Origin of the sequence: Hymenobacter koreensis (assembly GCF_039541855.1) — a bacterium.
GTDB classification, from domain to species: Bacteria; Bacteroidota; Bacteroidia; order Cytophagales; family Hymenobacteraceae; genus Solirubrum; species Solirubrum koreensis.
On record NZ_BAABHA010000002.1, the window covers coordinates 1 to 19,212 of the forward strand.

Consider the following 19,212-nt stretch of genomic DNA (forward strand, 5'->3'; position numbering starts at 1 on the left):
ACCCGCCGCGGAGCACCCCGCTTTGCTCCTCCTTTCCCGCCTCCGACCGAAGCGGGCTGCAAAGGTAGGAAAAGCCGGAGAAAAAAGAACAGCAAGAGCAAAAAATCTCGAGCTTTCTTTTGCTTCCACTGAAGAAGGCCACAAAGATAATGAGCCTTTTTAGTAGTAAGCAAAAGCCTAGCAACTTTTCCTCAACACTTCCTCACTTGAGGAAATCCACCAGCCGTTTGCTGTAGCGGGATGACAAAGGTAAGGGCCGCTTGTGTATTTGCAAGCGGCCCTTGACAGAAAAATGATTGGGCGTATCAGTTCATGTGAAGTGTACTCACCCGATCGGGCCCTATACTAACTATGGTTACGGGCACTTTCAGTTGTTCTTCAAGGAATTGCACGTAAGTTCTTACTTCTCCGGGCAGGCCAGAAGCTAACATTACATTGTCCAAAGAAACTTGCCAGCCGGGAAGAGTAATGTACTCGGGTGCTAATTGCTCTAGTTCACCAAGATCTGGAAGCTGCTCGGTTAGAGTGCCGTCGGCCCGCTTGTAGTGGGTGCAGACCCGGATTTCATCGAAGTCGGAAAGGACGTCGGCTTTCATCAGGTGTAGCTCGGTCACACCATTTAGCATGATGGCGTAACGCAGGGCCGGCAGATCGATCCAACCGCAACGGCGGGGACGACCGGTGGTTGAGCCGAACTCGCGACCCGCCTGGCGGATCTTCTCCCCTACTTCGTCGTGAAGCTCGGTGGGGAAAGGACCGCTGCCTACCCGGGTACAGTAGGCTTTGCTGATGCCGTACACCTTATCTATATGCTTGGGCGCAATGCCAAGCCCCGTACAAGCGCCGGCTACGATGGTGCTGGACGATGTAACGTAGGGATAGGTACCGAAGTCGATATCGAGCAAGGAGCCTTGGGCGCCTTCGGCCAGAATGCGCTTACCTTGGTTCAGCAAGTCATTTAGTAGGTACTCCGTATCGACGAGGCGGAGTTGGCGGAGGTCTTCGACGGCATCGAAAAAGGCCGCTTCTTCGGCGTCGATATCCAAATCGCGCTGATGAAAGTTGGCGAGCTGGCGGTGGCGCTCTACTGTTTGCTGGTACCGCTCCCGGAAGTTGGCGTGCAGGATGTCGCCTACGCGCAGGCCGGTACGACCTACTTTATCCTGGTACGTAGGGCCGATGCCTTTCAGGGTGGAACCGATGCGGCTGCCTCCACGAGCTTCTTCCCAAATGCGGTCTAGAGCGCGGTGCGAGGGAAGAATGAGCTGGGCCTTTCGCGAGATGTAAAGGTTGGCCGTGCCGTCGACGCCACGGGCGGTGAGCTTGCGCAACTCCTCGCGAAAGACAACGGGGTCGAGGACGACGCCGTTGCCGACTACATTAATGATATGCGGGTGAAAGATACCCGACGGTACCTGGTGCAACACGTGCTTAGTCCCGTTAAAGGTAAGCGTGTGACCGGCATTCGGCCCGCCCTGGAAGCGAGCAACGACGTCGTACGTGGGGGCAAGCACGTCGACGATTTTTCCTTTCCCTTCGTCTCCCCACTGTAGCCCAACAAGTACGTCTACTGGCATCTAGTTAGCGCTTTTAAGGAGGCTAGTGGCGGCGGTTTCGTCGTCGGCGATGGTGAAGATGGACGTGAGCTTGGTTAAGGCCAGCATCTTCCGTGGGTGCTCGGCGGGGTTGATGAGCACCAACTCGCCGCCGCGGCTACGGAACTTGGTCAGCAGCGAGACGAGCACGCCAATGCCGGAGCTGTTAACGTACCGAACATTGGAGAGGTCGACGGAGCAGAGGGTGACGGAATCGTCGCCGAGGTGCTGATCAACGGTTTGGAGAAGGGACTGAGAATCGGGGCTGCCGATCAGGTCGCCGGTGAGGCGGACCGAGAGGATGCCGTCGTGGACGGTGGCGTCAGTTTTCATTCAGTAATGGTACGAGCGGCTTTGGCGCGGCAGTCGCCGCAAATGCCGTAAAGATTCAAGGAGTGGTGCAAGATATGGAAGTTCAATAACTCCCCGACCATGGTTTGGATGCCGTGGATACGGGGGTCGCAGAACTCCACTACTTTATGGCATTCGGTGCAAATGACGTGGTCGTGCTGACGGTAGCCGTAAGACTTCTCGTACTGCGCAAGATTTCGCCCAAACTGGTGTTTGCTGACGAGGTGATGCTCCACCAGCAGATCGAGCGTGTTGTATACGGTGGCACGGCTTACCTGCACTCCGCGGTCTTTCATGCCGGCGTAGAGTTCTTCCACGTCGAAATGACCAGTGCGGGAGTAGATTTCTTCCAGAATAGCGTAGCGCTCCGACGTTTTGCGCAGGCCTTTGCTTTCCAAATACGCGGTGAAGATCTTTTTGACCTCTTCGTACTTCTCGGGGTCGAGCATTTTGTGCTGCTATATATACTAAGGTGTACTACACTTGAACTCGGACATACCAACCAGTCAGCTTGACTTCTGGTTTCTTAGGAACTGAACCGTTCTACCGACAGCACACCGCGCACTTTGCTGAGGCGGTGGATGAGTTTATCGAGGTGAGCGGTATCGTTTACAAACACCATAATCTGGCCTTCGAACATGCCGTCGTCGGAATCAATGGTGATGGAGCGCATGTTTACCTTGAGGCTGTTGCTGATGATTTTGGTGACGTCGTTCACCAGCCCCACGCGGTCGGAGCCTTTGATGCGCAAACCGGCCAGGAAGGCCAATTCCAGCTGATCGGTCCATTTCGCACGCACCACGCGGTTGCCGAAGCTCGACATGAGTTCCACGGCTTTGGGGCAGGAGGTGCGGTGAATATCGATGTTGTCGTCGGTTTCGAAACCGAACACATCGTCGCCGGGAATGGGGTTGCAGCAGGTAGCAATGGTGTACTGAATCTTGGCGGTGTTTTCGCCAATCACCAGCATATCGGGCCGCACGCCCCGCAATTTCTGCACTTCCGCGTCGAAAGCCTTGGGCTCCAGCATGGAAGGAAGCTTGGGCACCGGCACCGTGGGGTCGAATAGACTTTCCTTGATTTCACGTCCATCGACCTGCCCAATGGCAATGCGGTAGTAGAACTCGTGGGCATTGTGCACATTAAAATGCGCAAGCAAGCGGTTCACGTTGTCGGGATTCAACTCCACACCCAACAACTCAAGCCTTTTTTCCACCAAGTAGCGTCCGTCTTCCGCTTTGGCGCGTTTCTCGTCGCGCAAAAAGTCCCGAATTTTGCTTTTGGCCTTGGAGGTAGTGACGTATTTCAGCCATTCCTCGGTGGGCTTTTGCTTCTGCGAGGTCAGTATTTCGACTTGGTCGCCGTTGCGGAGGCGGTAGCTGAGCGGTTCCAGCTTTTGGTTGACCTTGGCCCCAAGGCACTGCATGCCAATGTGCGTGTGAATTTCGAATGCGAAGTCGAGCGTGGTAGCACCGTCGGGCAGGATAATAAGCTTGCCTTTGGGCGTAAACACGTAGACTTCCTTTACAAATAGGTTTTGGCGGAACTCGTCCATGAACTCCAGCGCATTGGAGTTATTGGTTTCGAGCATCTCGCGCACCTTGTTAATCCACGTTTCCAAGGTCGACTCGGGCTGAACGGCGCCGGTGTCTTTGTACTTCCAATGCGCGGCGTAGCCCTTCTCGGCAATGTCGTCCATGCGCTTGGAGCGAATCTGCACCTCCACCCACTGGCCGGGGCTCGACATGACAGTGGTGTGCAGCGACTCGTAGCCGTTGGCTTTGGGCGTGCTCACCCAGTCGCGTAGGCGGTCGGGGTTGGGCTGGTAGAAGTCCGTTACAATGGAGTACACGCGCCAACAGGCGGCTTTTTCCTGCTCGGGCGGTACGTTCAGGATGATACGAATGGCAAACAGATCGTAAACTTCCTCGAAGGGAATGTTCTGCTTGCGCATCTTCCGTAATATAGAGTAGATGCTTTTGGGCCGGCCCTTGATTTCAAAGCCGAACCCTTGGCGGTGCAGCTCCTCATCAATAGGAGCCACAAATTCCTTGATAAAGCGGTTCCGGGCGCTGCGGCTCTGGCGCACCTTGTTCACGAGCTCGTTGTACGTCTCGGTGTCGGTGTACTTCAGGTGCAGATCTTCCAGCTCGCTCTTAATGGCGTACAAGCCCAAACGGTGGGCCAGCGGCGCGTAGAGGTAAATGGTTTCGGAGGCAATTTTGAGCTGCTTGTGCCGCGGCATCGAGTCGAGCGTCCGCATGTTGTGCAGTCGGTCGGCGATTTTGATGAGGATAACGCGCACGTCCTCGCTCAGCGTGAGCAGCATTTTGCGGAAGTTCTCCGCCTGCTCGCTCGTGCCGTACTCGAACACGCCGGAAATCTTGGTGAGGCCGTCCACAATCTGGGCTACGCGCGGGCCGAACTCGCGCTCCACGTCGGAAATCTCCCAGTTGGTATCCTCTACCACGTCGTGCAGCAGGGCGGCCACAATGCTGGTGGTGCCCAAGCCAATTTCCTCTACCGCAATTTGGGCTACGGCCAGCGGATGCAGAATGTACGGCTCGCCGGATTTGCGGCGCATGTCCTTATGCGCATCCAGCGAGGTATTAAAAGCCTTCTTAATGAGCTTGGCGTCGCCGTCTTTCAGGTAGGGCTTGGCCGTGCGCAGCAGGCGGCGGTAATGACGCAGGATTTCCTGGCGTTCTACTTCGGGGTCAATTAAGGTAGCCATCGGCAAAAGGGCACTACCACGAAGGCAGCATACGAAGGTACGGAGGAAACCGCAGGCCTTGCCTCTCTCCTACTTTTAAAGGGTGGGACTTCTCGGCTAATCTCAAGCCTAAATAGAACGGGCTTATTCATGCGGTTCCTGCTCTTATAACTCCTAAAAGACACCATACGTTGCTAAAGAGACAGAGGCATTTGATATTCCGCCGTGCTTCCGTAGCTTTGCGCCCCCGAGGCAGCCGGCCTCGTACTGCGGATGTGGCGAAATTGGTAGACGTGCCAGACTTAGGATCTGGTGCCGCAAGGCGTGTGGGTTCGAGTCCCTCCATCCGCACCAATGGCCTGCCTTTTTAGGCAGGTGCTCATACAAACCTCTAGCGAAGCCCTCAACTACCCGGCGACGGCGCGTTGGGGGTTTGCTATTCCCGGCCTTTTGGCTTTTCTCACGTTACCCTTAACCTCCGACTCGTTTTGGACATTACCCTCGACAAGAAAGACGACCAGCAGAGCGCCCTGCTGACCGTGCGCCTCACGGAAGCTGACTACTCGGAAGCAGTAGAAAAGCAAATCAAAGACCTCTCGAAAAAGGCGCAGATTAAGGGCTTCCGCCCCGGCAAGGTACCCGCCGGGCTGGTGCGCAAAATGTACGGCAAGGGTGTATTGGTAGACGAAATCAACCGTTTGCTGCAATCCAACGTCGATACGTACATCAAGGAAAACAACCTGCGCATTCTGGGCGAACCGCTGCCGGTGCCGTCGGATGTGAACTTCGATACCCAAAAGGAGTTCGAATTTCAGTTTGAGCTGGGCCTGCTGCCCGAGTTTGAGCTGCCCGTAGAGAACCTGGAAGTAGACCGCCCCGCCGTGGAGCTGGACGAAAACACGCTCAACGAAACCTACGAGCAGATTGGCATGCAATTCGGCGAGAACACCACGCCGGAAACCTCGGAGGCAGGCGACTACCTCTCTGGCCAGCTGACGCAGGAAACCACCGAGTTTTCGCAGAAGGTAATGCTGCCGACTAACAAGGTGAAGAGCGGTGCCGATAAGTTTGTGGGACTGAAGGCCGGTGACAAAGTGTCGTTCGATCTGAAGGAAATTTTCGGTGGCGACATCACGGCGGTAGCCAACTTCACGGGCATCTCGAAGGAGCTGGCGGCCGGTGTAGAAGGCGAATACACGCTGGAAATCGAGAAAATCAACCGCTCGAGCAAGGCTGAATACAACCAAGAGCTGTTCGACAAAGTGTTCGGCAAAGACGCTGTGACGACGAAGGAAGACTTTGACGCCAAGGTGCGCGAAACCATTCAGGAGAACTACAACCGCGAGTCGGATGGTCTGCTGAATCGTCGGATGATCGACAAGCTGGTGGAAAGCACCACCATCGAGCTGCCGAAGGAGTTCTTCAAGAAGTGGCTGGTGGTGGCTAACAAAGGCCAGCTGACCGCCGAGCAGGTAGAAGAGCACTTCTCGGACTACGAGAAGGAATTGAAGTGGTCGATGATCCGCAACAAAGTGGTTGAGGAGCAGGGCCTGAAGGTGTCGAACGACGAAATCGTGGACCGCACCATGACCAAGATCATGGCCCAGTTCAACCTGCCTGAGGTATCGGACGAGCTGCGCGAATCGGTTCGCGGCTTTGCCGACAACTACCTGCGCCAGGAGAACGGCAAAAACTACGTGCAGGAGTACGAAGCCATTCTGGCAGAGAAAGTACTCGACAACCTGCGCGGCCGGATTGTTGTTAAAGATCAGCCGATGACGGCCGAGGACTTCCGGAACCAAGCCAGCGCGTAATTTGCGCCTGGGGTTGGTTCCCTACAAAAAAGCCCTTACTTCGTCGGAGTAAGGGCTTTTTTGCGTCCTTACCACGGCGTTGCCCGTTTAATTCGTCTCAACCAATCCTCTCTCCTACCTCAGTCAGTCACATGCTGAACAAACAGGAATTCCGCAAATTTGCCGTTAAAGGCCAGGGCCTGAACGGCCTGGGCGTCGACCAGTACCTGCACCACGTCGAAGGCCAGAGCCGCCATTTCGTCACGGGCATGACGCGCTCCGTGATTGAGGAGCGCCCCACGCGCTTCGCCGAAATCGACGTGTTTTCCCGCCTGATCATGGACCGTATCGTGTTCCTGGGCACGCCCGTCGACGATTACATTGCCAACATCATCACGGCTCAGCTGCTCTTCCTCGAGTCGGCCGACGCCAAGAAGGACATCCTGCTCTACATCAACTCGCCCGGCGGCTCGGTGTACGCCGGCCTGGGCATTTACGACACCATGCAGTACGTGGGGCCCGACGTGGCCACCATCTGCACCGGCCTGGCCGCCTCCATGGGGGCGGTATTGCTGGCTGGCGGTGCCAAAAACAAGCGTTCGGCCCTGCCCCACGCCCGCGTCATGATTCACCAGCCCTCGGGTGGTGCCCAAGGCCAGTCGTCGGACATCGAAATTACGGCCCGCGAAATTCTGAAGCTCAAGAAAGAGCTGTACGATATTCTCGCCCTGCACACGGGTAAAACCTACCAGGAGGTGCACGATAACTCCGACCGTGACTACTGGATGCGCGCCGACGAAGCCAAAGAATACGGCATCATCGACGAGGTATTGGAGCGCCACAACTTGGAGAAGTAATTCCCGGAAGAAGTCGGAGTTTTAACTGCCTCCGCATGCAACCGTCTCATACTGAATTGCAACTTCAGTGTGAGACGGTTGTTCTTTTTATAGAAGCCCGGTCTTTCGGCACTTTTCCGTGTACGGGGGGCGTTGGCGTTTTCGTACCTTTGAGGCCGCGGGAATTTTTCCACCGGCGAATTACCCCTTGAATTCCGACCCTTCGACAATGGCAGATATCACCTGCTCGTTTTGCGGCAAAAGCAAGCGCGAGGTTTCCATCATGATTTCCGGCATCAACGCGCACATTTGTGAGCGTTGTGTTGGGCAGGCGCAGCAAATTTTGAACGAGGAGAATAAGATTCGCTCAAATACCAAGACGCCAAAATTTAACCTCGTAAAGCCGCGGGAAATGAAGGACTACCTCGACCAGTACGTGGTAGGCCAAGACGAAGCGAAGAAAGTATTGAGCGTGGCGGTGTACAACCACTACAAGCGCCTGATGCAGAAACCCACTACCAAAGACGAGGTGACGATTGAAAAATCGAACATCATTATGGTGGGCGAAACCGGCACCGGCAAAACCTTTTTGGCCAAAATGCTGGCCTCGGTGCTGCAAGTACCCTTCTGTATTGCCGACGCTACCGTGCTAACCGAAGCCGGCTACGTGGGCGAAGACGTGGAAAGTATTCTGACGCGCCTGCTGCAAGCCGCCGACTACAACGTGGAAGCGGCCGAGCGCGGCATTGTGTACATCGACGAAGTAGACAAGATTGCCCGCAAGAGCGACAACCCCAGCATAACTCGTGACGTGAGCGGCGAAGGCGTGCAGCAGGCCATGCTGAAGCTGCTGGAAGGCACCACGGTAAACGTACCGCCCCACGGCGGCCGCAAGCACCCCGAGCAGAAGATGATTACGGTAAACACTGAAAACATCCTGTTCATCTGCGGCGGCGCGTTCGTGGGCATTGAGCGCATCATCAAGAGCCGTTTGAACACCAAGCCGCTGGGCTTTGCCAAAACGCTGCTCGAGGATAAAGTGGACACCAACAACTTCCTGCGCTACATCACGGCCCAGGATTTAAAGCAGTTTGGCTTGATTCCCGAATTGATTGGCCGCCTGCCCGTGCTGACGCACCTGAACCCGCTGGACAAGGAAACCTTGCGCCTGATACTGACGGAGCCGAAAAACTCCATCCTGAAGCAGTACAACCGTTTGTTTGAGATGGAAGGCATCGAGCTTTCGTTCTCCGACGCCGCTTTGGACTACATCGTAGACAAAGCCGACGAGTACCGCCTTGGTGCCCGCGGGCTGCGTAGCATCTGCGAAAGTATCATGACCGACGCCATGTTCGATATGCCTTCGGCTACGGACGTAACGGAGCTAATTATTGATCTGGAGTACGCACGCGAGAAGTTCGAGAAGTCACCGCTGAAGCAGTTACGTGCTGCATAATCCCATATTTATTGAAACAAAAAGCCCCGCTGGATTCGTCCAGCGGGGCTTTTTGTTTCAATAAATATTCCAGTCTATTTTTTCTGTAAGTAGCCTACCATCAGTTCAGCCGCTTTTTCGGCTGCGTTGCTGCGGCCCAGCTTCTCGCGGATTTCGGCGTAGCCCGCTTTTACCTTGCCGATGTATTCCTCGTTGTCGAGTACGCGCTGCAACTCTGTAACGAGGTTACGGGCGGTGAATTCGCCCTGGATCAGCTCCTTCACCACTTCGCGGCCGGCAATGAGGTTGACGAGCGAGATGAACGGCACCTTGATTACGGCCTTGCCGATGCGGTAAGAAATGGCGCTGGTGCGGTAGCACACCACCTGCGGCACGTCGAAGAGGGCGGTTTCGAGGGTAGCGGTGCCGCTGGTTACCAGAGCTGCCTTGGCATGGCGTAGCAGGTCGTAGGTCTGCTCGAAAATGATGCGCACGTTGTTACGCTCGAAGTGGGCGTAGTAGCCCGCATCGAGGTTTTTCACGCCGGCTACCACAAACTGGTAATCGAAGAATGGCGGCAGAATCCGCAGCATTTCGAAGAGCATTTCCTCGATTTCCTGCTTGCGGGAACCGGGCAGCACCGCAATAATGGGCTTGTCGGGGTCGAGGTTGTTGCGGTGGTGGAAGTCGTCGGTGGGTTCGTGCTCGTACACGGCATCGGCAGTGGGGTTGCCGATGTAGTCTACATCGTAGCCGAAACGCTGGTAGAACTCCTTCTCGAAAGGTAAGATGACGAACATCTTATCGACCAAAGCCTTGATTTTGTGCACGCGGCCTTGGTTCCAAGCCCAGATTTTGGGCGAGATGTAATAAAAAACCTTCAGGCCTTTCTCCTTGGCAAACTTGGCCACGCGCATGTTAAAGCCGGCGTAGTCGACCAGAATCAGCACATCGGGCTGGTAGGCCAGCAAATCCTGCTGACATTCCTTCAGGAAGCCCCGAAACCGGAAGATGCTGGTGGCAGCCTCCACGAAACCCATAATGGCCATTTCTTGGTAATGGTGTACCAGCGTGCTGCCTTCGGCCTGCATCAGGTCGCCGCCCCAGCAGCGGAACTCGGCCTGGGTGTCTTGCTGCTTGAGGGCACGCATGAGCCGGGCGGCGTGGAAGTCTCCGGACCGTTCGCCGGCAATGAGGTAGTATTTCACGTGGTGGAATTCTGAATTATGAATTCTGAATTATAAATACCGGCCTCGCCGAGTGGCATGCGCAGCGTTTGGAATTCAGTATTCAGAATTGGTTACTCGCCGTAATATTCGACGAAGTTGCGAGGCGTTTCGTAAATCTTGACGCAATGGAGCTGCGCGGTGGTAATGGCCGGCAGTTCGCGCTGCAGAATTTCCCAGAAAGCCATCGATAGGTTCTCGGTGCTGGCCAGCTTGCCGGCCATGAAGGGCACGTCGAGATTGAGGTTCTTGTGGTCGACGTGGTCGACGATATGCTCGCGGATGAGCGTGCTGAGGGCTTTCAGATCGACCACAAAGCCGGTTTCGGGATCGGGCAAGCCCTTTACCGTTACAATGAGGTCGTAATTATGGCCGTGCCAGTTGGCATTGGCACAAGGCCCGAACACTTCTTTGTTACGCTCGTCGCTCCACGCGGGGTTGTGCAACTTGTGCGCAGCGTTAAAGTGTTCCTGGCGGCTGATGTAAATCATGCTGTTGTTTGCTTGTCAACGGGCAGTTGCTGAAGCGCTGATTGGCTGGTTTGCAGTGAAGCCAAGCCATTTATAAAAAGCGGCCGCTTCTTGACTGTCTGCGGGTTAACGCATTCAATCGGCGGCCTTCGGCAATTATCCCTTTTTCCGCAGCAAATATACAAAGAACGGTACGCCGAACAGGGCTGTGATAAGCCCCACAGGCAGGCCAGCCGGCGGCAGTAGCCAGCGCGCCAGCAAGTCGCAAGCCAGCAGGAAGGTACCACCGAGCAGGGCACAAAACGCTACGTTCAGCCGTCCGGTAACCCCCAGCAAACCACGCGTTACATGCGGCACAATAAGTCCCACAAAACCCAATGGCCCGCACAAAGCCACGACGCCCGCCGTAATTCCCGACGAGGCCAGTAGCAGCAGCCAACGCGTGCGGCCTACATCGAGCCCCAGCGTAGCAGCCCGCTCCTCGCCTAACAATAGCACGTCGAGATGCCGGCGCAGCAGCCAAGCAGCCACCATGCCCAGCAATACGGCCACGGCAGGACCACCCAGCAACGGCCAGCCGGCGCGTTCCAAACTGCCCAAGCCCCAGGAAAGCGCGGCCCGAAGTTGCGAATCGGTTTGAGCCCGAAACGTGATGAGGCCGCCCAGCGCATTGAGCAACGACGACATGGCCACGCCCGCCAGCAACAACTGCGTGGGAATTAGCCGACCTTGCCGCGTACCAATTCCGATAACCAACAGCGTAGCTCCCACGGCCCCGGCCAGGCAACCGATGGGCACCACCCAGGGGGTAATGGCGCTGGCCGTGGGCAACAAAATATTCATGACCAGCGCCCCCAACGAAGCTCCGGAAGCAGTGCTGAGCAGGTACGGATCGGCCAGCGGGTTGTTTACCATGGCCTGCATGAGGTAGCCGCTCAGGGCCAGACCGCCACCGGCCAGCAACGCCAGCAGCAGCCGCGGCAAACGCAGTTCAATGAGCACGACGTGCACGGAATTGGTGGCGTCGTAATGGCGGAGGGCTTGCCAGAACGTGCTGTAATCGGCGCCGGCTACGCTGCCTACGCGCAGCCCAACCAGCAGCAAAACGGCAGCGGTGAGGCCTAGCAACAGGAACAGGAGTGGCGCCCGGCTGCTCATGAGGCAGGGTGCAGCAAGCGGTACAGTTCGCGCACCGACTCCACCACACGCGGGCTCGGCCGGTCCATTAAGTCGCCGGTTACCCGGAATACCCGGCGCGACTGGTACGCCCCGATACGACGCAGCTCGGGGTACATGCGGAAGAAGGTGCTGTCCATTTGCCCAAAGCGGCCACCGATGAGCACGTCGGGGTTCAGTTTAAGAATGTATTCGCGGCTGAGGACCGGGTACGGCTGGGGGAAGTCTTCAGTAAGGGCGTTCAGCCCGCCCGCTAAGCGAATTTTATCGGTAAACACAGTATTGTGGCCGAATGCGTAAATGGGGTCGGGGGAAATAACGACCAAGGTGCGCGGGCGCGGGCCCGAGGTATCGGCGGCAATGGTGGCCAGCTGCTGCGCCAGAGAATCGGTGAGGTGCCGGGCTTGTGGCTCGCGGCCCAGCAGCCGCCCCAAGTCATTCAGGCCCCGGAAAATGTCCTGCACCTTCCGGTAGCGTTGGTAATACACCGGAATGCCGAGCTCCTGCAGCCGGGCCGCATCGGAGGGACTGGTGATGCCCTCCACGGTAAACACCACATCGGGGCGCAGGCTCACAAGCGTCTCAAAATCCAGCGGATAGCTGTTTACCACCGGCTTGCGGAGCACGGCGGCCGGGTAGTCGCATACCTGGGTGCGCCCCACAATGGTGGCGGTATCGGCCACGGCGTAGAGCATTTCAGTCATCGACGCGGCCAAGGACATGATGCGTTTGGGCGGCGCATTGAAGGTAACGCTGCGGCCGAGGTCGTCCTGCACGGTTACGACCCGAGGCGCCTGACTTTTCTGGGCCGAATCGGAGGATTGCGAGCAGGACCCAAGCAGCCCTAGCGCGCCGCATAGCAGAAAATAGAATCGTTGCATGGCGGGCAAAGGTAGAGGGCGGCCGGTAATGGCGCGGCTTGGCTACAATCGGCTTCTGAACCATAGCGGCTGCAAAAAAATACGCCTTGTGCACCGGCCACCGAGAAACTGCGTACTTCGCACCACAGAACCCAACTCTGAGCATATGATAATCGTGACGGGCGCAGCGGGCTTTATTGGCAGCTGCATGGTGAGCCGGCTGAACGCCGATGGCTTTAACGACGTGGTGGTGGTCGACAACTTCTCGGAAGAGCGGAAGCTGATCAACCTGAAAGGCAAGCACCTGCGCGAGTACGTTGACCGCCACGAGTTTTTCGACTGGCTCGACCAGCACCACGAGCAGGTAGAGTTCATTTTTCACCTGGGGGCCCGCACCGATACCGCCGAGCAGGATAAAGCCATTTTCGACCTGCTGAACCTGAATTACTCCAAGCAAATGTGGCAGGCCTGCGTGCGTTACCACATTCCGCTGGTGTATGCTTCCTCGGCCGCCACTTACGGCTCGGGCAGCCTGGGCTACTCCGACGACGAAGTACTGCTGCCCCTGCTGCGCCCGCTCAACCCCTACGGCGACTCGAAAAACGACTTCGATAACTGGGCCGTGCAGCAGGAGGAGAAACCGTTTTTCTGGGCCGGACTGAAGTTTTTTAACGTGTACGGGCCGAACGAATACCATAAGGGCCGCATGGCCTCGGTGATATTCCACACCTTTCAGCAGGTACAGCGAACGGGCTCCATGGAGCTATTCCGCTCCCATAACCCCGATTTTGCCGACGGCGAGCAGAAGCGTGACTTTATTTACGTGCGCGACTTGGTAGATGTGTGCATGTTTCTGATGCACCACCGCCGCAACTCCGGCATTTACAATCTGGGCACCGGCGAGGCCCGCACTTTCCTCGATCTGGCCCTGAACACCTTTGCCGCGCTCGACAAAACAGCGGACATCAAGTTCAAGGACACACCCGAAGACATCCGCGACACCTACCAATATTTCACGCAGGCCGACATGCAGAAGCTGCGCAGCATTGGTTACACCCGGCCGTTTACCCGTCTCGAAGACGGAATTGCCGAATACGTGCGCGACTTTTTAGTGCCGGGTGCGTATCTGTAGCCCGGATTAGCCGCCGAGCACCGCTTGAGGCTGGCATTGTCCGAAATTTTGTTTTTTACCGGACGAAAAGCCTCACCGGCCCGCGCAAGGGCCTTAGTGCCTTGTATGACGCGCCGAAGCATCGTAATTATTGGGGGAGGAGTAGCGGGCAGCTTGCTGGCCCTGCACCTTACGCGCCTGCCCGGCGGCCCCTGGCCGCTCGATGTGGTGCTGGTGGAGCCCCGAGCTGCGCCCGGCCCCGGCACCGCTTACAGCACCGAGCGCCCCGAATGGCTGCTGAACGTGCGCAGTACCGGTCTGAGCGCCTTCAACGACGAGCCGAACCACTTTGCCGACTGGCTCGCGGCCAACCACATTCCCACGTGCCCGCAGGGCTTTTGCCCGCGGCAGGTTTTCGGGCGCTATGTAAGCGAGCTAACCGCAGCGGTCCTGCAGCATCCCGCGCCGAATGGCGTGCGCGTGGAATGGCGCCAACAGCGCGCCATCGGTACGGACCTGAAGTTAGCTGACGGCGCTAGCGTGACCTTAGCCGATGGCACTTCGCTGCCAGCTGATGCCGTGGTGCTGGCCCTGGGAAATTTCCCCCCGGCTTCGCCTACCAAACCCGATACCGAGTACCGCAACCATCCGAACTATCACGGCAACCCATGGGCCCCCAACGCACTGCGCTCCATCGGTCCTAACGACTCGGTGTTGCTGATTGGGACGGGACTAACGGCGGTTGATGTGTTGATGGCGCTGCACACCGATGGCCACCGCGGGGCTATTACAGCCGTGTCGCGCCACGGGCACTGGCCTGTTACCCACCTGCAAGCACCGGCCCGCCCCTACCCCAATTATTATGCTACCGATGTAGCTCACCTGCGCAGCGTAACCCAAGTGCTGAGTGCGGTGCGCCGCCGTGTGGCATCGGCTGCCGCCGAAGGTTATGATTGGCGGTCGGTGCTGGACGCCCTACGCCCCGATTTAGGCCGGATTTGGGCCGCCTGGCCACTAGTGGAGCAACAACGGTTCATGCGGCATTTAGCGGCCATGTGGTCGGTGCGGCGCCACCGCAACCCACCGCAAAATGCCGCCACGCTAGCCGAGTTGCTCCAATCGGGCCGGCTTACAGTGCAGAAGGGTCGGGTACGCCACATCGAACCGCGCGGAGCCGAGGCCTTGGCGGTGCAGCTGCGCCACAACCACGACCACACCTGGCTCACCGCGAACCACGTGGTGCTATGCACCGGCCCGCTCATGGATTATCAGCAACTCGCCGACCCACTGGTGGCCAGCCTGCGGCAATCCGGCCATCTGGTGCCGGATAACATGCGTCTGGGTATTTGCACCGACGAGCACGGCGCCCTGTTAAACCAAACCGGCACGCCTTCAAACGTGCTCTTTACGCTGGGCCCAAGCATGCGCCCCATGTGGTTTGAATCGACGGCGGTGCCGGAGTTGCGGAACCAAGCCGCTACGCTGGCCGAGCTATTGGCGAATCGACTTACTACCTCCGCTGGTTAATTCAGCTGGACACGGTATACGGTGCTTGAAAACGGCAACGGCAGCCGAAGCTGCCGTTGGGTTTATTCGTATGAAAATCGACGTGCACTAAGCCGCCATGCCGGAGTAAAAGGGCCGGATTTCGGCCTCGGAAACACCTTCGGGCATGGAGCGGCGCAGGGCGCGCATGAGCAGGTACTTATATTTCTCAGCGTCGGCCAAAGCCGATTCCACGGCGTGCAGGGCGTCATCATAGGTCACCACGGGCACTTGCTCGGCCTCTTCGCCCGTCGGATACGTCAGGTAAAGAACCGGTACGTTGAGGTATTCAGCGGGAGTTTTCATCGGTTGCAGTCGTTGATGTTGTCGTTCTGATGTAGAACAGAAAACCACATGCCCGCATTCCATTTTCGCTACCTAAAACACAAAATAAAACCACTGAAAATCAACTACTTACAATGAATTTAACTCGTTGATTTTCAGCCTCAAAAGCAGCAGACAGTGGCTTGCTATTTACTGCTTTTTTTGGCCGGCAAATCTTCTCCACTAGGCTTATATCTCGAGTACGAGCTTACCGAACTGCTCCCCATTATCCATGCGGCGCATGGCTTGCTCTCCTTCTGCCAGGGGCAGAACCGAATCGATAACGGGCAGCATACGGGTACGCTCTACCAGGGCCAGCAGTTCGGTGAAGTCTTGGGCAGTACCCATGGTGGAACCCAGCAGGCTGAGCTGCTTCCAGAAAACCCGGGCTGGCGGAACATTGGTCATGGCGCCGGCAGTACCGCCGTAAAACACAATGCGCCCACCAGGAGCCGCTGCTTCCACCAGCTGCGCCACACCAGGCCCAGCGGCGCTGTCGATAATGACGTCGAATCCGCCGCCTACCTGCTTGGCTAGCTCAGTACCCCATTTTTCCTGCCGGTAGCTGATGCCGCCCCGCGCACCCAATTGCTGGGCCCGCTCTATTTTGTCGGGCGTGCCGGAGGTAACCCACACCTCGGCGCCCGCGGCCAGAGCCAGCTGCATGGCCAGCAGAGCTACCCCGCCGCCAATGCCGCTAATAAGCACTTTCTCGCCGGCCTGCAGGCCTCCGCGGGTAAACAGCGCCCGGTAGGCCGTTACGCCGCCCAACGGGAGAGCCGCAGCCTGTGCCGGACTTAGGTGACCAGGATAAGCGTGCACGTTTGCGGCGGGCACGCACACGTACTCGGCGAAGGTACCGTCGCGGGGCAGGCCCAAAATATTGAAAGCACGGCCCTGGGCTTTGGGATTATTGCCCCAGTCGAAACCGGGGTCGATGAGAACGGGCTGGTTTTGCCAACGGTTTTCTACGCCTTCACCTACCGCAGCCACGGTACCGGCACCGTCGGAGCCCAGGGTGATGGGGAAACGCAGGCCGGCGTACTGCCCTTTTTGAATCCAGACGTCGCGGTGGTTGAGCGCGGCTGCCTGCAATTTAATCAACACCTCCCCTGCTTGCGGCTGAGGTGTGGGCACGTCGCGCAACTGCAGGGGCTGGTCAATGCCATCGAGAACAAGTGCTTTCATAAACACAAAAAGCCGCTGTGGGCGGCCATTACGATTTTTTTCATTAGTAAACACACATACAGTAAACCCATTTACCAAAAGCACGTTTACGATTTTGCGGCCGCCATTTGGCACCGTAGCGCAACCTAGTAAAAATCCGATGCCACTCCCAGCTGATCCGCTATTCACCTTCGAAGGTCCCGATGAAAACCCGGGTTTTTTATTGGCCCAAGCCACTGCCCATTGGCACCGCCAGCTTGCCACCGTGCTAACGCCGCTGAACCTTTCGCCCACACAATTTCTGCTACTGGCGGCGGTGCAGCGCCTCAGTCAAAACGAGGGTGCCGTTACCCAAGCGGCAGTGGCCCAGCACGCCCGCACCGATAAAATGACCACCAGCAAAACTGTACGGGCCCTGGAAGAGAAGGGAATGCTCATGCGCCCGGCCCACGAGCAGGACGCCCGCGCCCGTAGCCTCACCCTCACTCCGGTAGGCCTAAAGGCCGTGGTACGTGCCGCCTGGGCCGTGGAGGAATTCGATCAGAACTTCTTCGGGGCCGACGCCGGCAAGCTGGTGCAGACGTGGCGCGCTTTGTTGCCGCGTACGGCTGACGCTAATCAGGCCAACGAGTAGCATTTTCACACCGGTGCAGCACGTGCCCGGGGTCAGCCTCTCTTAATCTTAGGCTCCTTCTTCGGAGCGAATGGCCACTTGGGGCGCTTGAAAACCGCTGGGGCTTTAGCCTTAGCTGCGTTCCTCCTGGCTTGTGCAAAACTTAACGCAGCCCTGGTTTTTTATTGATCCAGAAAACGGGCTTTAAGATCGGGAGTGGGCATCCAGCAACTCTCCTGCTTGCCGAACCAGCGGTAGCGGTTACGGGCCACGAAGCGGTAGGCGGCATCGCGCAAGAAACGGGGCAATACCATGCCGGCGGCCAGCCAGCTCCACAGGCCGGGTAGGTGCCGCATAATGCGCAAAATGGCCGTGGAATGCGTGTACACCTGGCCGTTCTCCACCAGCACCACGGAATCGGGATTGGCCGGATCGGGATTAATGCCGCTAGGAGCTAGCCGCTGACCAGCTTCCGATTGCAAGGAGGCAAACTTAAAACGGCCGGTCGGGTCACGCTCAATAATGAACTGCACCAGCCCGTGGCAAAGGTTGCACACGCCGTCGAAGAGGATGATGGAGGGGACTGGGGTCATGGCATAAACAGGAGTAGCCGACCCATACGAAACCGGCACCGCGCGGTTAGGTTTTGGGCAGATTGCCGGGCAAAACACGCCTTTTGCGGGTGATTCTGTGCGTTATAAGAACCTCCACTACGTATTCCACGCACTATATTCAGTAAAAAACATTGATTAATACCGTGGCACAAAATTAACCAAGCGCGTATAAAACGGTCGGGCTAAAGCTCCGATCCTACAACCAAAGCACCCTGTATATGAAGTACACACGAATGATAGGCTTGTCGAGCGCGTTTTGTGCCCTGCTGGCCCTGGGCGCCTGCGGAGGCAGCGGCAACTCTAATGATGTTTCCGGCATGGGTTCCGATGGCACCAACTCGGTGGGCAATGACAACGCCGCAGCGACGGACGGCAGCACCGGCATGGCGAGTGACACAATGAGCAGCGGCAGTGGAACCGGCAGTGGCATGGGCACGAGTGGTGCAGGAACCACGGCTGGTGCATCGACCAACGGCACCACGGGCTCGACGGGCACTACTTCCGGGGTTGGCGGCGCCACCACCAACGAAGCAACCACTGGCGGTACCACCGGCAGTCGGTAGCCGCCGAACGCCTCTGGCAATAGAAATACAACCCAAAGGGCCGCCACCTACGTGGCGACCCTTTTTGATCAAAAATGCCGCTTCAACCTGCTCATCAGCGTATAAGCGTTTTTTGGATTTCCTTGCTCCACCGCCCCTTTCTACCCTCAACCATTCACCTTTCCAGCTATGAAAAAGCACCCTTTTGCCCCGCTGTCGTTTTTCTCCGTTGCTGCCTTGAGCGCCGCATTGGTTCTTTCGGCCTGTAACCGGGAGGCTTCTTCGGGAGCCACTACCTCGGGCTCAACCTCGGGCACCACGTCTTCGTCGTCGGACATGAACAGCACCTCGGGCTCAACTTCGGGCATGAGCACTTCGGGTACTACTTCGGGCTATGGTACCACCAGCGGCTCTACGGCCGGCTCTACTACATCGTACGGTACCACTTCGGGCTCTACAACCACGGGCACAACGTCGGGCACGAGCACTTCGGGTTCGACCACCACAGGAACGACTTCCGGCACTACCAGCGGCTCGAGCACCATGGGCACTACGTCGGGGTCGACTACCATGGGCAGCACTTCGGGCAGCACCAGCGGTACTACTTCCGGCACTACGTCGGGCACTACCATGGGCAGCACCAGCGGATCGGGTACTACCTCGGGCTCAACTACGGGCTCCAGAACCACCAGCACCACGGGTAGCACTACGCGTGGCACCACCACCAGCGGTACCACTACCGGCGGTACCACCAGCGGCACTACAGGCGGTACCACCACACGCTAACGACTGTGGCGGCTCCGTTTCAGCCATTTGTACAGCCACAAGGGCAACCTCCAGC

General features: G+C 57.5%; 20 protein-coding genes and 1 tRNA gene. 8 read left to right on the top strand and 13 right to left on the bottom strand.

Annotation, left to right across the window (positions count from 1 at the left end; genetic code table 11):
• Positions 1-305: 305 nt before the first annotated feature.
• The 4 genes from ABD903_RS02925 to ABD903_RS02940 all read right to left on the bottom strand — a co-directional run bounded on the left by ABD903_RS02925 (position 306) and on the right by ABD903_RS02940 (position 4,680).
• Positions 306-1,577 carry an adenylosuccinate synthase gene (locus ABD903_RS02925; RefSeq protein ID WP_345221241.1) on the bottom strand — a complete coding sequence of 424 codons (1,272 nt, stop codon included), beginning with the start codon at positions 1,575-1,577 and terminating at the stop codon, positions 306-308.
• Positions 1,578-1,928, bottom strand: a complete 351-nt coding sequence (locus ABD903_RS02930) for an STAS domain-containing protein (RefSeq protein WP_345221243.1) — start codon at positions 1,926-1,928, stop codon at positions 1,578-1,580.
• Positions 1,925-2,395 (bottom strand): Fur family transcriptional regulator, encoded by a 471-nt coding sequence (locus ABD903_RS02935; RefSeq protein WP_345221245.1) that lies wholly within the window; start codon positions 2,393-2,395, stop codon positions 1,925-1,927. Before ABD903_RS02935 ends, ABD903_RS02930 begins: the two co-directional genes overlap by 4 nt.
• A gap of 77 nt (positions 2,396-2,472) precedes the next feature.
• Positions 2,473-4,680: a RelA/SpoT family protein gene (locus tag ABD903_RS02940; protein WP_345221247.1), complete on the bottom strand. Its 2,208-nt coding sequence runs from the start codon at positions 4,678-4,680 to the stop codon at positions 2,473-2,475.
• A 248-nt stretch (positions 4,681-4,928) separates the two neighbouring features.
• On the opposite strand from ABD903_RS02940, the gene ABD903_RS02945 reads away from it, so the two are divergent.
• From ABD903_RS02945 to clpX, 4 genes are all read left to right on the top strand, one after another.
• Positions 4,929-5,013: transfer RNA gene (locus ABD903_RS02945), tRNA-Leu, on the top strand.
• Between the two features lie 134 nt (positions 5,014-5,147).
• On the top strand, positions 5,148-6,473 hold the full coding sequence (gene tig / locus ABD903_RS02950) for a trigger factor (RefSeq protein WP_345221249.1): 1,326 nt from the start codon (positions 5,148-5,150) through the stop codon (positions 6,471-6,473).
• 131 nt (positions 6,474-6,604) lie between these two features.
• Entirely contained in the window at positions 6,605-7,309 is a 705-nt protein-coding gene (locus ABD903_RS02955; protein ID WP_345221250.1) for an ATP-dependent Clp protease proteolytic subunit, read from the top strand.
• A 208-nt stretch (positions 7,310-7,517) separates the two neighbouring features.
• A complete protein-coding gene (gene clpX, locus ABD903_RS02960) occupies positions 7,518-8,744 on the top strand; it encodes an ATP-dependent Clp protease ATP-binding subunit ClpX (protein WP_345221252.1) in 1,227 nt (408 codons plus the stop codon).
• Positions 8,745-8,818: 74 nt separating this feature from the next.
• Here clpX and lpxB read toward each other — a convergent pair whose 3' ends face one another.
• The 4 genes from lpxB to ABD903_RS02980 form a co-directional block, all read right to left on the bottom strand.
• Positions 8,819-9,931, bottom strand: a complete 1,113-nt coding sequence (gene lpxB / locus ABD903_RS02965; protein ID WP_345221254.1) for a lipid-A-disaccharide synthase — start codon at positions 9,929-9,931, stop codon at positions 8,819-8,821.
• 92 nt (positions 9,932-10,023) lie between these two features.
• Entirely contained in the window at positions 10,024-10,440 is a 417-nt protein-coding gene (locus ABD903_RS02970; protein WP_345221256.1) for a 6-pyruvoyl trahydropterin synthase family protein, read from the bottom strand.
• A gap of 135 nt (positions 10,441-10,575) precedes the next feature.
• Complete coding sequence (locus tag ABD903_RS02975; RefSeq protein ID WP_345221258.1) at positions 10,576-11,577, bottom strand: FecCD family ABC transporter permease; 1,002 nt, start codon at positions 11,575-11,577, stop codon at positions 10,576-10,578.
• A complete protein-coding gene (locus tag ABD903_RS02980) occupies positions 11,574-12,476 on the bottom strand; it encodes an ABC transporter substrate-binding protein (RefSeq protein WP_345221260.1) in 903 nt (300 codons plus the stop codon). The genes ABD903_RS02975 and ABD903_RS02980 overlap by 4 nt, the downstream gene beginning before the upstream one ends.
• A gap of 145 nt (positions 12,477-12,621) precedes the next feature.
• Here ABD903_RS02980 and rfaD point away from each other — a divergent pair, with 145 nt between their 5' ends.
• Both rfaD and ABD903_RS02990 read left to right on the top strand, forming a co-directional pair.
• A complete protein-coding gene (gene rfaD, locus ABD903_RS02985) occupies positions 12,622-13,587 on the top strand; it encodes an ADP-glyceromanno-heptose 6-epimerase (RefSeq protein ID WP_345221262.1) in 966 nt (321 codons plus the stop codon).
• Between the two features lie 105 nt (positions 13,588-13,692).
• Complete coding sequence (locus ABD903_RS02990; RefSeq protein WP_345221265.1) at positions 13,693-15,093, top strand: FAD/NAD(P)-binding protein; 1,401 nt, start codon at positions 13,693-13,695, stop codon at positions 15,091-15,093.
• Positions 15,094-15,180: 87 nt separating this feature from the next.
• Here the strand turns inward: ABD903_RS02990 and ABD903_RS02995 are convergent, their stop codons facing one another.
• Together ABD903_RS02995 and ABD903_RS03000 are read right to left on the bottom strand one after the other, a co-directional pair.
• Complete coding sequence (locus tag ABD903_RS02995; RefSeq protein WP_345221267.1) at positions 15,181-15,417, bottom strand: hypothetical protein; 237 nt, start codon at positions 15,415-15,417, stop codon at positions 15,181-15,183.
• A gap of 207 nt (positions 15,418-15,624) precedes the next feature.
• Positions 15,625-16,623, bottom strand: a complete 999-nt coding sequence (locus tag ABD903_RS03000; protein ID WP_345221268.1) for a zinc-binding dehydrogenase — start codon at positions 16,621-16,623, stop codon at positions 15,625-15,627.
• Between the two features lie 139 nt (positions 16,624-16,762).
• Between ABD903_RS03000 and ABD903_RS03005 the strand changes: the two genes are divergently transcribed.
• Positions 16,763-17,236: a MarR family winged helix-turn-helix transcriptional regulator gene (locus ABD903_RS03005; protein ID WP_345221270.1), complete on the top strand. Its 474-nt coding sequence runs from the start codon at positions 16,763-16,765 to the stop codon at positions 17,234-17,236.
• A 161-nt stretch (positions 17,237-17,397) separates the two neighbouring features.
• Here ABD903_RS03005 and ABD903_RS03010 read toward each other — a convergent pair whose 3' ends face one another.
• Positions 17,398-17,808 carry a thiol-disulfide oxidoreductase DCC family protein gene (locus tag ABD903_RS03010; RefSeq protein ID WP_345221272.1) on the bottom strand — a complete coding sequence of 137 codons (411 nt, stop codon included), beginning with the start codon at positions 17,806-17,808 and terminating at the stop codon, positions 17,398-17,400.
• A gap of 239 nt (positions 17,809-18,047) precedes the next feature.
• Between ABD903_RS03010 and ABD903_RS03015 the strand changes: the two genes are divergently transcribed.
• On the top strand, positions 18,048-18,392 hold the full coding sequence (locus ABD903_RS03015) for a hypothetical protein (protein WP_345221274.1): 345 nt from the start codon (positions 18,048-18,050) through the stop codon (positions 18,390-18,392).
• Positions 18,393-18,538: 146 nt separating this feature from the next.
• Here ABD903_RS03015 and ABD903_RS03020 read toward each other — a convergent pair whose 3' ends face one another.
• The gene (locus ABD903_RS03020; protein ID WP_345221275.1) at positions 18,539-18,739 is read right to left on the bottom strand and encodes a hypothetical protein; all 201 of its coding nucleotides are present in this window, start codon (positions 18,737-18,739) and stop codon (positions 18,539-18,541) included.
• Between the two features lie 24 nt (positions 18,740-18,763).
• Positions 18,764-19,150 (bottom strand): hypothetical protein, encoded by a 387-nt coding sequence (locus ABD903_RS03025; RefSeq protein WP_345221277.1) that lies wholly within the window; start codon positions 19,148-19,150, stop codon positions 18,764-18,766.
• Between the last annotated feature and the right edge of the window lie 62 nt (positions 19,151-19,212).

Excerpts from the sequence above, each read along its gene's own strand:
- ABD903_RS02925 (WP_345221241.1), bottom strand. The coding sequence starts at position 1,577 with ATGCCAGTAGACGTACTTGTTGGGCTACAGTGGGGAGACGAAGGGAAA.
- ABD903_RS02930 (WP_345221243.1), bottom strand. The coding sequence starts at position 1,928 with ATGAAAACTGACGCCACCGTCCACGACGGCATCCTCTCGGTCCGCCTC.
- ABD903_RS02935 (WP_345221245.1), bottom strand. The coding sequence starts at position 2,395 with ATGCTCGACCCCGAGAAGTACGAAGAGGTCAAAAAGATCTTCACCGCG.
- ABD903_RS02940 (WP_345221247.1), bottom strand. The coding sequence starts at position 4,680 with ATGGCTACCTTAATTGACCCCGAAGTAGAACGCCAGGAAATCCTGCGT.
- ABD903_RS02955 (WP_345221250.1), top strand. The coding sequence starts at position 6,605 with ATGCTGAACAAACAGGAATTCCGCAAATTTGCCGTTAAAGGCCAGGGC.
- clpX (WP_345221252.1), top strand. The coding sequence starts at position 7,518 with ATGGCAGATATCACCTGCTCGTTTTGCGGCAAAAGCAAGCGCGAGGTT.
- ABD903_RS02970 (WP_345221256.1), bottom strand. The coding sequence starts at position 10,440 with ATGATTTACATCAGCCGCCAGGAACACTTTAACGCTGCGCACAAGTTG.
- ABD903_RS02975 (WP_345221258.1), bottom strand. The coding sequence starts at position 11,577 with ATGAGCAGCCGGGCGCCACTCCTGTTCCTGTTGCTAGGCCTCACCGCT.
- ABD903_RS02980 (WP_345221260.1), bottom strand. The coding sequence starts at position 12,476 with ATGCAACGATTCTATTTTCTGCTATGCGGCGCGCTAGGGCTGCTTGGG.
- rfaD (WP_345221262.1), top strand. The coding sequence starts at position 12,622 with ATGATAATCGTGACGGGCGCAGCGGGCTTTATTGGCAGCTGCATGGTG.
- ABD903_RS02990 (WP_345221265.1), top strand. The coding sequence starts at position 13,693 with ATGACGCGCCGAAGCATCGTAATTATTGGGGGAGGAGTAGCGGGCAGC.
- ABD903_RS02995 (WP_345221267.1), bottom strand. The coding sequence starts at position 15,417 with ATGAAAACTCCCGCTGAATACCTCAACGTACCGGTTCTTTACCTGACG.
- ABD903_RS03000 (WP_345221268.1), bottom strand. The coding sequence starts at position 16,623 with ATGAAAGCACTTGTTCTCGATGGCATTGACCAGCCCCTGCAGTTGCGC.
- ABD903_RS03005 (WP_345221270.1), top strand. The coding sequence starts at position 16,763 with ATGCCACTCCCAGCTGATCCGCTATTCACCTTCGAAGGTCCCGATGAA.
- ABD903_RS03010 (WP_345221272.1), bottom strand. The coding sequence starts at position 17,808 with ATGACCCCAGTCCCCTCCATCATCCTCTTCGACGGCGTGTGCAACCTT.
- ABD903_RS03015 (WP_345221274.1), top strand. The coding sequence starts at position 18,048 with ATGAAGTACACACGAATGATAGGCTTGTCGAGCGCGTTTTGTGCCCTG.
- ABD903_RS03020 (WP_345221275.1), bottom strand. The coding sequence starts at position 18,739 with ATGCCCGAAGTTGAGCCCGAGGTGCTGTTCATGTCCGACGACGAAGAC.